We start from the raw sequence: 14,673 nt of genomic DNA on the forward strand, positions 1-14,673 counted from the left end.
TTATTCCATAAAAAGCAAGATAAAATAACTTTTTTCGCAGTTATTTTTTTACATGTATGATTTTTTTTACAAAAATATGTGTAAAAATAGCCTTATTGCTTAATAAAATAACCATTATGTACGCAAAAAAAGTCGATCAACACGAATGTCAATCGACTTTGTCTTATTATTTTTTATGAATTACTCACAATATAATCTACAGCGGCACCAACTGTTTCAATTTTTTCTGCATCTTCATCTGAAATCTCTGTTCCAAATTCATCTTCAAGTTCTAAAACAAACTCCATTACGCTAATTGAGTCAGCGTTCAAATCATCTTTAATGTTTAATTGATCTGTTACTTGATCCGCTTCAATATCAAAGTGGTTTGAGATAATCTTCGCTACTTTTTGAAGTACTTCTTCACGAGTCAACTGTATTCACCTCCACTGCTTTTGAAAAAAGGTTCTTTCTTTTACTAAAACGCTAAGATACATTGTACTCACAATTTGGGTATTTGTCCATCTTTTTTTCATTTGAGTAACAAACTGATGTCAAGACAATTGCAAATTACTCTGCTTTGCCTTCATAATATTCCACTAATTGTGGGACAACTTGGGTTTCTAACATTGTATGAATTTGACGAATGGTGTAGCGGACGGCATCAGGCCCCGTGGCCCCATGCGTTTTAATGACTGGCGCTTTTAAGCCAAATAAAACCGCTCCCCCATGTTTTGAGTAGTCCATTTCGTCTTTCATGCCACGCAACGCATTCTTTAATAATAAGGCGCCCATTTTTCCTTTGACACCTTCAGAAAGAATCGCTGTTTTCAGCAAGCTCATCATGTTCATAGCTGTGCCTTCGATGGATTTTAAAACGGCATTTCCTGTGAAGCCATCTGTCACCACCACGTCAGCTACGCCATTTAATAATTCTCGTGCTTCAACGTTTCCGACAAAATTAATCGTTTCATCTGCTGCTAACAATTCGAAGGCTTTTTTCGTTAATTCACTGCCCTTTGTTTCCTCAGTTCCGTTATTTAATAGACCGACACGAGGATTCTGAACGTTCCGAACTTTTTCAGCATAGAATGAACCTAAAACGGCATACTGAACCAAATGTTCTGGTTTATTGTCTGCATTGGCTCCTAAATCTAACATGTCAAACCCTTTGTCTGGTTCTCCCATGACAGGTAAAGTTGACATCAAACCGGGACGTTCCACATTTTTGATGCGGCCGACAATGAACAGACCCGCTGCTAATAGCGCTCCGGTGTTGCCTGCAGAAAAAATCGCATCGGCTTCCCCATTTTTAACTGCTTGCGCTGCTAAAACCATGGAAGCAGTTTTCTTACGACGGATTGCTTTAACTGGCTCATCGTCACTAGCAATTTTTTCATCGGTATGAATAATCGTAATGTTTTTTTCATCGGTGATGTATTTTTTTATTTCGGCTTCTTTTCCATATAATTGAAATTCAATGTCTGGGAAGTCTTGTTTGGCTAGCATAACCCCTTCAACAATTGCTTGTGGGGCGTTATCTCCACCCATTGCATCTACAGCAATTTTCATAAGTGATTCCCTCCTACTTTTTTGTTTCCTAACAAGTATAACATATTTTTTTCAAAGAAATACGCATTGGCTTTTACTTTCTGGCTTCAAAAATTACCTCTTCTAATCGAAAAATTGGGCCGCCTCATCTTGGGGTTTCACTCGATTGGCTAAGCCTTGATAAGCAGGATATTGCCACCACTCTTTCACTTTCCATAGGGCACTTGCTTCTTGGCGCGCAACTTCTAAAATGTTAAAGTCCGTCACGATATCTCCTACCGCAAATTGAGGCACCCCTGATTGCCGTGCACCGAACACTTCCCCAGGTCCGCGAAGTTCCAAATCACGCTCACTCAAGACAAAACCATTGGTGGTTTCTGTCATGATTTTCATACGCTCAACGCCCATTTCATTTTTCGGATTGGCTACTAAAATACAATAAGAAGCACTGGAGCCACGCCCAACACGGCCCCGTAACTGATGTAACTGTGCTAACCCAAACCGGTCCGCATCCATAATTAACATCACCGTGGCATTTGGTACATTCACGCCAACTTCAATAACGGTGGTAGAAACCAATAATTGCAGCTGATTGTCTTTGAACTCCTGCATAATGTCATCTTTTTCTTGATTTTTCATTTTACCATGTAGTAATCCCACTTGATATCTTGGGGAATAAAAGCTTTGCATATGTTCAAAAATTTCTGTTGCGTTTTTCACATCTAAGGCTTCTGATTCTTCAATCAAGGGACAAATAATATAGGCCTGATGTCCTCGAGCTAGCTCTTTTTCCATCCATTCTAAAACAGTATCTAACTGCGGCGGCCGAATCCAACGTGTTTCGATTGGAATCCGTCCAGCTGGCATTTCATCGATGATTGATACATCCATTTCGCCATAGGCTGTAATGGCCAGCGTTCGAGGAATCGGAGTGGCCGTCATAAATAAAACATCTGGTTTTAAGCCTTTTTCTCTTAATATTTTTCTCTGGTTCACACCAAAACGATGTTGCTCATCGGTGATTACCAAACCTAATTGATGGAAACTGACATCTTGTTGTATCAAAGCATGGGTCCCTACCACAATGTCAATCTCGCCATTGGCCAGTTCTTCGAGAATTAGACGACGTTCTTTCGTTTTGGTGGAACCTGTTAATAAGGCCGTTCGAACTTCTAATGGATCAAACAACTGCTGTAAGCTTTCCATGTGTTGCTGCGCTAAAATTTCAGTCGGAACCATCAACGCTCCTTGAAAGCCAGCGGTCATGGTGGCGTATAGCGCAATCGCAGCCACTACCGTTTTCCCACTCCCCACGTCACCTTGAAGCAATCGTTGCATATGCTTCGGACTTCGCAAGTCTCGACAAATTTCATTGGTCACTTTTTTTTGGGCGCCTGTCAATTCAAAAGGCAGTCCTTGGGTGAACGTTTTTAAGCGCTCCACGTCATATTGAATAGCTAAACCATTTTTTTCCGCTTTTTCTTGTTTCTTCAATCCTTGCATTTTAAGTTGGAAAAGGAAAAACTCTTCAAAGACTACTCGTCGTTTAGCTTGATGGCTTTCTTCTGGATTACTGGGAAAATGCATCGCCCACATTGCTTCTTTTCTAGGCATCAAGCGGTACTTTTCTAATAAATCATTCGGTAAAATCTCTTCAACCAGTGAACCATACTCTTCAAAAGCAGTGCGGATTAACTGAACCAACGTGCTTTGGCGGACTTTTTTATTCACATGATAAATGGGGGCGAAATCTTCATTGTCTCCTTTAGAAGCTAAGATTTTCATGCCATTTAATGATTTTCTCTTGGCATCCCATTTGCCATAAACAGCAATTTCTTCGGAAAGAACTACTTTGTCTTTTAAAAAAGGTTGATTGAAGAAGGAAACATTAATGACCGCATGTTCTTGCATCATTCGAAACGTTAACCGGCTCTTCTTATAACCGTACCGACTAACGACTGCTTCCGAAACCACTAGCCCTTTTAGCGTAACTTTTTCCTGATCCTGAATCTCGCTTAAATCCTTTTCTTGGATATCATCGTAGCGGAAGGGATAATACGTCAATAAGTCTTCAATTGTAGCAATCCCCAGTTCTTGTAAATTTTCAGCACGTTTTGGGCCAACACCGGGCAATACGCTGACTAAATCTGTGATGTCCATAAAATCCCCTCCTCATTAATATACGCAAAAAAATGGATCATTCATTAAATAGGCTGGTTCATTAGCCCTAACTAATGAACCAGCCTATTCGTTTTTATTTTTTCATCACGAAAACCTATTCTGCTGAGAATAAGTATGGATATACAGGTTGTCCACCTTCATGAAGTTCTGTTTCTAGTTCATCGTTTTCAGAAACTAAAATAGCGATTAGCTTTTCAGCTTCTTCAACAGAACCATCTTCGCCGACAATAATTGTCACGATTTCAGTGTCTTCATCAATCATGCGGTTCAACGTGTCTAATGATGCATTAAAACGATCTGCTTCAGAAACGACGATTTTACCATCAATCATTCCTAAGAAGTCATCTTTTTTAATTTCAACGTCATCAATGGTTGTGTCACGAACAGCTGTGGTTACTTGACCACTCACAACGCTGTCTAACATTTCCGTCATACTTGCTTTGTTTTCTTCTAATGATTGTTGATCATTGAAAGCTAACATTGCTGTCATTCCTTGAGAAATGGTTTTAGATGGAACAACCGCTACTGGTACATCGGCAACTTCTGCTGCTTGATCAGCCGCCATAAAGATGTTTTTGTTATTTGGTAAGATAACGACTTGCTCTGCATTCACTTCTTTGACTGCTTTTAAAATATCTTCCGTACTTGGGTTCATTGTTTGGCCACCACTAATAATGTAGCTTGCACCTAAACTTCGGAATAATTCTTGAACGCCTTCACCGGCTGCAATAGCAATCACAGCAAACGGTACGCGAACTTTTTCAGTCAACGCTTCTTGCTGAGCATCGCGTTCAACTAACGTTTCATGTTGTAAACGCATATTGTCTACTTTTATTTTTACTAACGAACCAAATTTTTGGCCGTAGTTCATCACTTCACCTGGATGCTCAGTGTGTACGTGAACTTTGATAATTTCGTCATCGTTAACGACTAATAGAGAATCGCCTAGTTCATTTAAGTAGTTTCTGAATGTTTCATAATCAAAAGCGCTGTCCACGGTTGGGCCTTCGCCGATACGAACCATAATTTCTGTACAATAGCCAAATTTAATGTCTTCTGTCGCAACGTGACCACTAACACCACGGTGATGTTCAGCATTAACCATTTCGTCCATTTCGGCAGGACTTGGTTCATACGTTTCAGTTGGTAAAAATTCACCACTAAGCGCTTCTAAAAATCCTTCATAGATAAATAGTAGTCCTTGACCCCCACTATCTACAACGCCGACTTCTTTTAGGACAGGTAATAAATCAGGTGTTTTCGCTAAAGCACGTTTAGCACCTGCTACAACAGCTGTCATAACTTCGATACAGTCATCTGTTTCTTTCGCTTTACGTTCACCAGAACGCGCCGCTTCACGAGAAACAGTTAAGATTGTTCCTTCAACGGGTTTCATCACTGCTTTATACGCTGTTTCTACACCATGTGTAAAGGCAGCGGCCAAGTCTTTGGCATTTAATGTTGTAACCTCAGGAATTTGTTTTGAGAAGCCACGGAATAATTGAGATAAAATAACCCCAGAGTTTCCACGAGCACCCATTAATAACCCTTTGGATAACGCACCTGCTAATTCTCCTACTTTTTCAGAGCGAGAATCGGCCACAGCCTTTGCACCACTGGTCATTGATAAGTTCATATTTGTTCCTGTATCACCATCGGGTACAGGGAAAACGTTTAATGAGTTGACATATTCTGCATTTGTGTGCAGACGAGTCGCACCTGCCTGGACCATTTCCTGGAACTGACCTGCGCTGATTTCTGTTACATTCACCTAAAAAATCCTCCTTCAGATTTACCGCTAACGGCAACACACGACTTCCTTGTGCAATTGCATCGTTGACAGTACACTACCTCTAATCCGGTAATACACGAACTCCTTGAACAAAAACGTTAACTGAATTCGCAGTGACACCTAATAATGTTTCAAGATTATATTTTACTTTTTCTTGGACGTTACGAGAAACTTCAGAAATTTTTGTACCATAACTAACAATCGTGTAGACATCCACTGCGATTCCGTTGTCTTCTTGACGAACAACGACACCACGTGAGTAATTCTCACGACGTAAAATATCGTTTAAGTTATCTTTAATTTGATTTTTGCTTGCCATTCCGACAATTCCGTAAATATCTGTCGCAGCTCCGCCAACTACTGTAGCGATCACATCATTGGTAATCTCAATGGTACCTGCGGGTGTTTGAATTTTTACAGCCATTGATGAAAGCCTCCTTATAAGAGCACATTCGCCCTATTTTCTTCCATAACATTTTATCATATCCAGCCTTTAATTAAAAGGAAGTTCGTCAGATATTTTCATTCTTCCACTTCTAAGTGAACATTCTAGCAAGATTTCAATTTACTCTTTTTGATTGCTAAAGTCAAATCATAGAAAAAAATCTTCTTGCAAATCAGTGCCTAATATGATAAATTAAGTTAGTATGAGCTGAATATTATCGCTCCAAGATCAAGGCAAAGGAGGAAACTTAAAATGGCAAAAGTATGTTACTTCACTGGTCGTAAGACTTCAAGTGGTAATAACCGTTCACATGCGATGAACTCAACAAAACGCACTGTGAAACCTAACTTACAAAAAGTTCGCGTATTAATCGATGGTAAACCTAAAAAAGTTTGGGTGTCAACTCGTGCTTTGAAATCTGGTAAAATCGAACGTGTTTAATAAACTTAAATAAGCAAAGCTGGACGTTCGTTGTTCGGCTTTTTTTATTGCATAAAAAAAGAGGCTGGACCTTCATCGCATTGATGAAGGTCCAACCTCTTTTTACTTGTCTTTACTTTGAATAACCGCAATCATCCCTGCATCGAAGGAAAAAGCAGCGGCTTCTTCGATAAATTCATTACTTGCATACGATGTTGGGTAAGGAACATCTTGATTGGTTAATAAATATTTACTGCGTCGTAGCGTCAAGTTTTCTACAGGCGTCAAACAGCAGTAGGCCAGATATTCTTTATCTGGCTCTTTTGGTACGATATACGAACCAGGGGCGTAATACTGGATGCTATTTTGACGATCGCATAGACGGATTTGGCGAAGTACGCCTTGAAATCGTGGTTCAAAGGGTAACCAAAGATTGGCTAATAAGTGGTCAATTCTGCCCCCTGTCGCACCGATAATCGTCATCTCTGCTTGTGGAAATCGTTGTAAAGCTTCTTGAAGCGCTAATTGTGTATCTGTATCATCTTTTTCAGCAGGTGCTTGGATGAGTGTTTCGGCAGTTTCTTGGACAAAATGGTATTCTTCTCGTGATAATGAATCAAAATCGCCCACCGCTAATTGTAACGGTAAATCGGCCTCTAATAAATGGAGACAGCCGCGATCAATACCTACGAAATAATCATACGTAGCTGGTTCAATGGTTGGCCAATCACTTGGATTGCCCCCAGCTACCAGTAAGACACGACTCATTTGTCTAGCACTGCTCTCAGTGCATCGATTCGTTCTTGAGGATTTTCAGCATTATAAATGTAGGAGCCTGCAACGAACACTTCCGCACCAGCTTCTTTGCAGCGTGCGGCAGTTTCAGGAACAATCCCGCCATCGACTTCAATTTCATAGGTGTATCCTTTTGTTTCTTTCCATTCTTTTAATTGAGCAATTTTTTCTAGTGAGTTTTCAATAAATGATTGTCCGCCAAAGCCTGGATTGACAGTCATTACCAAGACTTGATCTGCCAAATCTAATACATTTTCGATCATCGAAAGTGGTGTCCCAGGATTGATGGTTACGCCAGCTTTCACACCCGCATTTTTAATCATTTGTAAGACACGATGAATATGGGGTGTTGCTTCTTGATGGACAGTAATAATATCCGCACCGGCTTCCGCAAAGGCATTGATATAGTTTTCAGGTTGTACAATCATCAAATGAACATCCAATGGTAGTTTTGTCACTGGACGAATCGCTGAAACGATATTCGGTCCTAAGGTAATGTTGGGCACAAATTGACCGTCCATGACATCAACATGAATATAATCTGCTCCTAATTCTTCTACTAAACGGATATCTCTTTCTAAATTGGCAAAATCGGCACTTAAAATGGATGGTGCTAGTTTCATTTGGCTCGCTCCCTTTATATTTGCTATGATTTTTTCTTATAAACAGGTCGTCGATTCTCGATTTCCATTAAAAACTGTAAATAATTTTCGTAACGACTCGTCGCAATGGTTCCCGCTTCCACTTGACGTTTCACTTCACAACCAGGTTCTTTGTGGTGCATACATTCACGAAACTTACAGTGAGAGGCCGCGGCAACAAATTCAGGAAATTGCTTTGGTAATTCCACTGCTTCCATCTCCAAGAAATCGATGGCACTAAATCCTGGTGTATCAGCAACCAAACCGTCGTATAACGGAATCAATTCCACGTGACGGGTCGTATGTTTGCCCCGTCCTAAAGATTGGGAAATTTCCGCAGTTGCTAGTTGTAATTCTGGTGAAATTTGATTCAACAATGTTGATTTTCCAGCGCCTGATTGTCCCATAAAAACAGTCAACCGTTCTGGGAAAAAGCGTTCTAATTCTTTGGTGGCTTCTACGTCTTCCGAAGCGATTACCGCATAACCTAACGCTTCATAAATCTGTTTAATTTCAGTGACTTCTTGACGTTGCGGCTCATCTAATAGATCAACTTTCGTTAAATAAATAACTGGTTCTATATCCTTATACTCTAAGCTGACTAAGAAACGATCCAACAAATTAAACGAAAAATTTGGCGAAACCATACTCATGACAACCACACCTAGATCCACATTTGCAACAGGCGGGCGCACTAATTCATTTCGTCTTGGTAAAATTTCCAACACATAACCATCTGTTAAATTATCGCTTTCAAAAAGCACTTCATCTCCCACGAGTGGCGTAATTTTTCGATTACGAAAATTCCCTCGCGCTCTTGTTTGATATGTTTCTCCATCTGCGTATACATAATAAAAACCGCTTAACGCTTTTCTGATTTGACCTTTCAGATAAACCACTCCTAACTACTTTCGAATATACAGGATAGTGGCAGAGAAATCAAGGGAGCCTCTCGATTCTATTAATTAAAAAGAGCCTAGGACATAAGTCGAAATGACTTACCTTCCTAGACCTAAATCTTAAGATAAATGGCGAGACAGGAGCAGCTTCTTCTTATTGCTGAGAAACACTATTTGAAAAGCAAATAGATGTTAAACAGTACCTACTTGGTTCTTGAAGCTAAACACTCCTGTCCCAACCTCTTGTCTTAATTACTCGTACTACTTTCACTAGTGGTGCTTTTTGAATCATTTGCTTTTGAATAATAAACCGTAACAGAGTCGCCTTTTTTAACTTTGCTGCCAGCGGATGGGCTAGTTCGTTCAACGACTTGGCCATCGCCAGAGCCAGATAATCCTTGTTCATTGATTTTAAGGCCAGCGTTATTGATGCTGTCTTCTGCAGCTTTTGGCGAATAACCTGAAATATCAGGAACAGTTACTGAGTCACTGCCTTTGCTGACATGTAAAGTAATCGTGTCATTTTTCGGATCAACAGCGGTACCAGAAGCTGGTTCTTGACTAATCACGGTATCTTTTTCAACTTTGTCGCTTTCTTCGTCCACTCGTTTAATTTGAGATTCTGGGATACCTAAAGCAATTAAGCGACTTACCGCATTATCGTAAGAAATTCCGCTATAATCAGAAAGTGTCACTTTGTCGCTACCTTTACTTACATATAATGTCACTTGACCATTTTTAGGTGTCACGGTGCCCCCTGGTGCGGGGTCTTGCGTAATGACTAAACCTGGTTCTACCGTATCGCTTGCTTGGTCGACACGCGTAATTTGAGATTCAGAAATGCCTAACTGTGCCAGTGCATTTACTGCATTTGTGTAAGAATAACCGGCGTAACTAGGCAAAGTAACCGCTTCTGGTCCTTCACTGACCGTTAAAGTGACGTTGTCTTTTTTCGGATCAACTTTTTTACCTGCAGCTGGTTTTTGTTTAATAATGTTATCTGTAGACACAGAATCACTGTATTCTTTTTTCGTTGTAATTTGGTCTTCTGAAAACCCTAGTTTTTTCAAGGCTTCGACAGCAGATTCATACGATTCGTTTGTATAATCGGCCATCTCAATTTTTTCTGTTCCAGAGCTGATGTACAAAGTAACAGATCGGCCTTTTTTCACAGATGATTTTGCTTCGGGGTCTGTTTTGACCACCTTGCCTTCTTCAATCTTATCATCGGGAATTTTTTTGGTTTCACTATCGACTTTCAGCCCGGCACTTTGTAGCGCTTGTGAAGCGTCCGCTTTCGTTTCATTTGTAACATCAGGAACTTCAACGTCTTTACCACCCGACATTGCAAAGGCTAAGCCACCTATTGCTAAAGCAATTAATGCCGCAATTGCTAAGCCAATCCACAATTTTTTACGGTTTTTCTTCGGCGGTTGTTCAGCTAAAATGTCATCTGCGATATCTTCTGGGACTTCGACAGGCGTTGTCTCTTCCGGTTCAGCGATGTCTTCGGGAATCGGAGTTAATACTTTCGTTTCTCCTAATAAAGCCGTTGGTTCCCACGCAGGTTCGTTTAAACGACTGGCTGACAAGGACGTGTATAAGTCTTCTGCCATCTCATTCGCTGTTTTGTAGCGATCGCTTGGGTCTTTTGCTGTTGCATGACGAACCACATTTTCCAATGATTGAGGAATCCCTGGATCAAACATTTTGACAGAGGGAATTTCTTCTTGAAAATGTTTTAAGGCAATCGTTACGGCTGATTCACCATCAAAAGGTACATTCCCTGTTAGCATTTCATAGAGAATAATTCCCACAGCGTAAATATCTGATTGGTTGGTCGCCATGCTTCCGCGCGCTTGTTCTGGCGATAAGTAATGCACCGAACCTAACATTGTGTTCGTTTGCGTAATTGACGTTTCTGACAAGGCAATCGCAATCCCAAAGTCAGTAATTTTGACTGTGCCGTGTTCGTCAATCAGAATGTTTTGCGGTTTTAAATCCCGGTGAATAATTCTATGTTCATGTGCCATTGCGACAGCAGATAAAATTTGTTGCGTAATGTCCACAACTGTGGAATAAGGAATTGGGAAATGCGTTTGGATGTACCGTTTTAAGTCCATTCCTTTCACATATTCCATGACTAAATATTGTAGTCCATCTTCTTCGCCTACATCGTACACACTGACGATATTCGGGTGAACCAGCTCAGTTGCGGCTAGTGCTTCACGCTGAAAACGTCGGATGGCGGCTTGATCGTTTTGGAAGTCAAAGCGCAAGACTTTTACTGCAACGTCTCGGTCTAAAATTAAATCGTGTGCTAAATAGACGTTGGCCATGCCGCCGCTTCCGATGCTGCCAATAATGTGATATCGACCATTCAGCTTCTTGCCGATTTCTATCATTGGTTTTCCTCCTTCTGTTCGTCAAAGTGTATCACTAACACGGTAATGTTATCTAAACCACCTGCTTCATTTGCTTGGGCAACGAGTTGGCTTAATTTGGATTCTAAGGGATCTGACGTCTCTAAAATTTCTAAAATTTTTGTCTCAGGAACCATATTGGTTAAACCGTCCGAACATAACAGTAAATAGTCATTAGGCAGCCATTCATGATTGGTTACATCGACTTCGACAGTGCCAGGCATTCCCAAAGAACGTGTTAGGACATTTTTTCGTGGATGATTTGCAGCCATCTCACGAGTAATCTCCCCTGATTTTACTAGTTCATTCACTAAAGAATGATCTTCTGTTAATTGTAACATGTGTTGGTCACGAACTAAATAAGCACGACTGTCCCCCACATTTGCTAAGACAAATGAATCCGGTAAAAGGATGGCACCAACCACGGTTGTCCCCATTCCTAAATACTCTGGTTTCGATTGTCCGCGTTCATAAATTTTTTCATTTTCCTTTTGAATTGCTTGAATTAACCACTGTGCAGATTTTTCAGCTGAGTCGACAGACGCATTGGACCAACTCTCACCTAAATTATTGACTGCCATTTGGCTAGCGACATCACCTGCTTGGTGACCACCCATGCCATCTGCTAAAACAGCAAAGGTTATGTGTTGTTGGTTCTCAAAAACGTTGGCATAATCTTGGTTCGTATTTCTTTTGCGACCGACATCTGATTGAACGTTGATTTCCAAATTATTTCACCTCATTTGAACTAACTTTCCGCATACAGCAAATAAAGAAGCCATCTGTCATGTATTGATGGGGATACAGAACCAGTTCTTGCTCTTTTACTACTGCTTGGACATTTTCATTTGCAACAATTTCAATTTTTTCAAATTCAGGGTGTTTGGCTAAAAAGGCTGCCACTACTTCCTGATTTTCTTCTGGCGTAATAGTACAAGTGCTATAGACCATTATACCCCATTGTTTTAGTGTTGGGGCAACACTTTCTAAGATTTCTAACTGAATTTTAGGTAAATTTTGAAAATCATTGGCCGTTTTATGGTATTTAATGTCTGGTTTACGGCGCATTAGCCCTAAGCCTGAACATGGTGCATCAACTAAAATCCGATCAAAGGTTTCTGCGGGAAATTCTTCGGCCACTTGTCGCGCATCAAGCTTTTCTGCTTGGACGACATCCGCCACATGGAGGCGTTGCGCATTTTCATTAATTAGCTTAATTTTGTGCGCATGAATATCTAAAGAAGTCACACGACCACCTGCTTCAGCCTCTAAAAAAGTTGCGATATGAGTCGTTTTGCCACCAGGAGCCGCACAAGCATCCAAGACACGATGATGCGGTTCAATTTGCATCGCTGGAGCCACGAGCATAGAGCTTTCATCTTGAATGGTTAAACAACCGTTAATAAACAGTTCACTACCAGCTAAGTAGCCTTTTTCAGCGACAACACCATAAGGGGAAAGTTGACTTTCCTTCGCGGCAATCCCTGTTTCTTGTAATTCTTCCAGCGCTTCTTCTCGTGAAATAAACCGTGTGTTTACGCGGCCACTCGCATGGCTTTTTTCAAATAATGACAAACCCAACTGCCGTGTTTCTTCTTCGCCTAATTGGGCAAGTAATTTTTCTGTTAACCAACGTGGCATACTAATTTCCGTTGCTAAACGATCAACTGGATCGCTAATTGCGGCCAAACTAGGTGCTCCATTTCGTTGGAACGCCCGCAGCACGCCATTCACGAATTTACCAATCCCAGGATTGCCACGACGTTTGCCAATTTCAACCGCTTCATTAATGACTGCGTGATCAGGCACTTTATCTAAATAAAGTAATTGATATAACGATAAAATCAATAAATTTTTCACCCAATTATCGACTTTTTGCGGTTTCTTAACAAATGGTGTTAAGTAGTATTCCAACAATAATTTGCGACTAATTGTGCCGTAGACAAGTTCTGTAAACAAGCGGCCATCTTTCTCGCTTAGTTCTGATTTTGTCATCATTTCATTAAGTAAAAGATTGGAGTACGCCCCACCTTTATCCACACGTTCGATGGTTTCTAAAGCAACGTATCGAACAGAACGTTTTAATTTCTTGGGGATTTTTTCAGCCATTTTTGTTAGTCCACCTTATCTTTTTCTGCGACATTTTGACCAACGCCATTTAAAAATTCTTGAATCGTTAATTGACCTTTACCTGCTGGTTGCAGGCGATCAATTTGAAGGACTGTCCCTTCACCACAAGCAATCCACAGCGCTTTTTTACTACGTTGGATAATCGTTCCTGGGGCGCTGGTTGTTGTTTCAGTCAGTGGTGTCACTGCCCAAATTTTCCAGTTGGTCCCTTGATAGGTTGTGAACGCTGTTGGCCAAGGACGCATACCACGCACTTGGTTATCAATTGCCTCAGCAGTTTTTTGCCAGTCAATTCGTTCTTGTTCTCGAGTAATATTTGGTGAAAAAGTAGCCTCTTCTTCCACTTGTGGAATAGGCGTGATTTCGCCAGCAATTAGCTTAGGTAACGTCTCTAATAAAAGTTCTTTTCCTAGAATGCTTAATTTTTCAAACATGGTGCCTACATCATCTTGTTTCGTAATCGGAATTGCGCGTTGCGATAAAATCGCGCCAGCATCCATTTTCTTCACCATTTCCATAATCGTGACGCCTGTTTCTTTTTCTCCTTCAATAATTGAGTAATGTACAGGTGCGCCGCCACGATATTTTGGTAAAAGTGAGGCATGGACATTAATCGCACCTAGTTTGGGCGCTTTTAAAATTTTCTCTGGTAAAAATTGCCCAAAGGCTGCTGTCACAATTAAATCTGGTGCTAAGTCAATCACTTTTTCCATTTCAGGAGAACCTGAAATTTTCTCTGGTTGTAAGACTAATAAGTTATGTTTTAAAGCTGCTTCTTTGACAGGCGTTGGGGTAATCACTTTTTTTCGGCCAACTGGTCGATCTGGTTGCGTGACAACCGCTTGAACGTCATAGCCTGCCTCGATTAAACTTTCTAAAATCGGAACAGAAAAGGCTGGTGTGCCCATAAATACAATTTTAGTCATCAAAATGTTCCTCCATATACGCTTCTAAATCTTCTGGTGCAATTTTCTCAATCATTTTATCGATAAATAACTCGCCATTCAAATGATCAATTTCGTGTTGAAAAGCTCGAGCTAAATAGCCGTAAGCCGTAACTTCCATTTCTTCACCTTCACGGTCAAAATAACGGACAGTCACTTCATCTGCTCGTTCAACGGTTCCATATGTTTCTGGAATACTTAAACAGCCTTCCACATCAATACTGGTTCCCTTTTTTTCAATAATCACAGGATTAATTAGTTCAAAACGACCAGATTCTTCATCGATTTCAATCACTGCCATTTGCAAATTTTTCCCAATTTGCGGGGCTGCTAAGCCAATCCCATCATGGGCCAGCATTGTTTCATACATGTCCTCTAGTAACTGCACAATTTCATCGGTAATAATCGTCACAGGTTGAGCCTTCATTTTTAAGTGTTCGTTCGGGTGAATCACAACTGGATAGCGCATAAGT

The 14,673-nt window shown here is 40.6% G+C and carries 14 protein-coding genes; 1 reads left to right on the forward strand and 13 read right to left on the reverse strand.

The window, feature by feature from the left end; translation table 11 throughout:
• Nucleotides 1–173: 173 nt before the first annotated feature.
• From acpP to IGK54_RS12100, 5 genes are all read right to left on the reverse strand, one after another.
• On the reverse strand, nt 174–413 hold the full coding sequence (acpP, locus tag IGK54_RS12080; protein ID WP_002354939.1) for an acyl carrier protein: 240 nt from the start codon (nt 411–413) through the stop codon (nt 174–176).
• A 136-nt stretch (nt 414–549) separates the two neighbouring features.
• Complete coding sequence (plsX, locus tag IGK54_RS12085; protein ID WP_002354938.1) at nt 550–1,551, reverse strand: phosphate acyltransferase PlsX; 1,002 nt, start codon at nt 1,549–1,551, stop codon at nt 550–552.
• 102 nt (nt 1,552–1,653) lie between these two features.
• Nucleotides 1,654–3,690 (reverse strand): ATP-dependent DNA helicase RecG, encoded by a 2,037-nt coding sequence (gene recG / locus IGK54_RS12090; RefSeq protein ID WP_002368446.1) that lies wholly within the window; start codon nt 3,688–3,690, stop codon nt 1,654–1,656.
• A gap of 115 nt (nt 3,691–3,805) precedes the next feature.
• Entirely contained in the window at nt 3,806–5,482 is a 1,677-nt protein-coding gene (locus IGK54_RS12095) for a DAK2 domain-containing protein (RefSeq protein ID WP_173950948.1), read from the reverse strand.
• Between the two features lie 82 nt (nt 5,483–5,564).
• Entirely contained in the window at nt 5,565–5,927 is a 363-nt protein-coding gene (locus IGK54_RS12100) for an Asp23/Gls24 family envelope stress response protein (protein ID WP_002354933.1), read from the reverse strand.
• Nucleotides 5,928–6,200: 273 nt separating this feature from the next.
• Between IGK54_RS12100 and rpmB the strand changes: the two genes are divergently transcribed.
• Complete coding sequence (gene rpmB, locus IGK54_RS12105) at nt 6,201–6,389, forward strand: 50S ribosomal protein L28 (RefSeq protein WP_002354928.1); 189 nt, start codon at nt 6,201–6,203, stop codon at nt 6,387–6,389.
• A gap of 102 nt (nt 6,390–6,491) precedes the next feature.
• On the opposite strand, the gene IGK54_RS12110 is transcribed toward rpmB, so the two are convergent.
• The 8 genes from IGK54_RS12110 to def all read right to left on the reverse strand — a co-directional run bounded on the left by IGK54_RS12110 (nt 6,492) and on the right by def (nt 14,669).
• Complete coding sequence (locus IGK54_RS12110; protein ID WP_002361010.1) at nt 6,492–7,136, reverse strand: thiamine diphosphokinase; 645 nt, start codon at nt 7,134–7,136, stop codon at nt 6,492–6,494.
• Nucleotides 7,133–7,786 carry a ribulose-phosphate 3-epimerase gene (gene rpe / locus IGK54_RS12115; RefSeq protein ID WP_010825550.1) on the reverse strand — a complete coding sequence of 218 codons (654 nt, stop codon included), beginning with the start codon at nt 7,784–7,786 and terminating at the stop codon, nt 7,133–7,135. The genes IGK54_RS12110 and rpe overlap by 4 nt, the downstream gene beginning before the upstream one ends.
• Before the next feature lie 23 nt (nt 7,787–7,809).
• Nucleotides 7,810–8,703, reverse strand: a complete 894-nt coding sequence (gene rsgA / locus IGK54_RS12120; RefSeq protein ID WP_002359046.1) for a ribosome small subunit-dependent GTPase A — start codon at nt 8,701–8,703, stop codon at nt 7,810–7,812.
• A 248-nt stretch (nt 8,704–8,951) separates the two neighbouring features.
• Entirely contained in the window at nt 8,952–11,108 is a 2,157-nt protein-coding gene (gene ireK / locus IGK54_RS12125) for a serine/threonine protein kinase IreK (protein ID WP_002370103.1), read from the reverse strand.
• Nucleotides 11,105–11,854 (reverse strand): Stp1/IreP family PP2C-type Ser/Thr phosphatase, encoded by a 750-nt coding sequence (locus IGK54_RS12130; protein WP_002354922.1) that lies wholly within the window; start codon nt 11,852–11,854, stop codon nt 11,105–11,107. The genes ireK and IGK54_RS12130 overlap by 4 nt, the downstream gene beginning before the upstream one ends.
• A gap of 1 nt (nt 11,855) precedes the next feature.
• Nucleotides 11,856–13,235 (reverse strand): 16S rRNA (cytosine(967)-C(5))-methyltransferase RsmB, encoded by a 1,380-nt coding sequence (rsmB, locus tag IGK54_RS12135; protein WP_002354921.1) that lies wholly within the window; start codon nt 13,233–13,235, stop codon nt 11,856–11,858.
• Nucleotides 13,236–13,240: 5 nt separating this feature from the next.
• The gene (gene fmt, locus IGK54_RS12140) at nt 13,241–14,182 is read right to left on the reverse strand and encodes a methionyl-tRNA formyltransferase (protein ID WP_002365369.1); all 942 of its coding nucleotides are present in this window, start codon (nt 14,180–14,182) and stop codon (nt 13,241–13,243) included.
• Complete coding sequence (gene def / locus IGK54_RS12145) at nt 14,175–14,669, reverse strand: peptide deformylase (protein WP_002371656.1); 495 nt, start codon at nt 14,667–14,669, stop codon at nt 14,175–14,177. The genes fmt and def overlap by 8 nt, the downstream gene beginning before the upstream one ends.
• Nucleotides 14,670–14,673 lie beyond the last annotated feature (4 nt).

Origin of the sequence: Enterococcus sp. DIV2384 (genome assembly GCF_050534975.1) — a bacterium.
In the GTDB taxonomy this organism is placed as follows: domain Bacteria; phylum Bacillota; class Bacilli; order Lactobacillales; family Enterococcaceae; genus Enterococcus; species Enterococcus faecalis.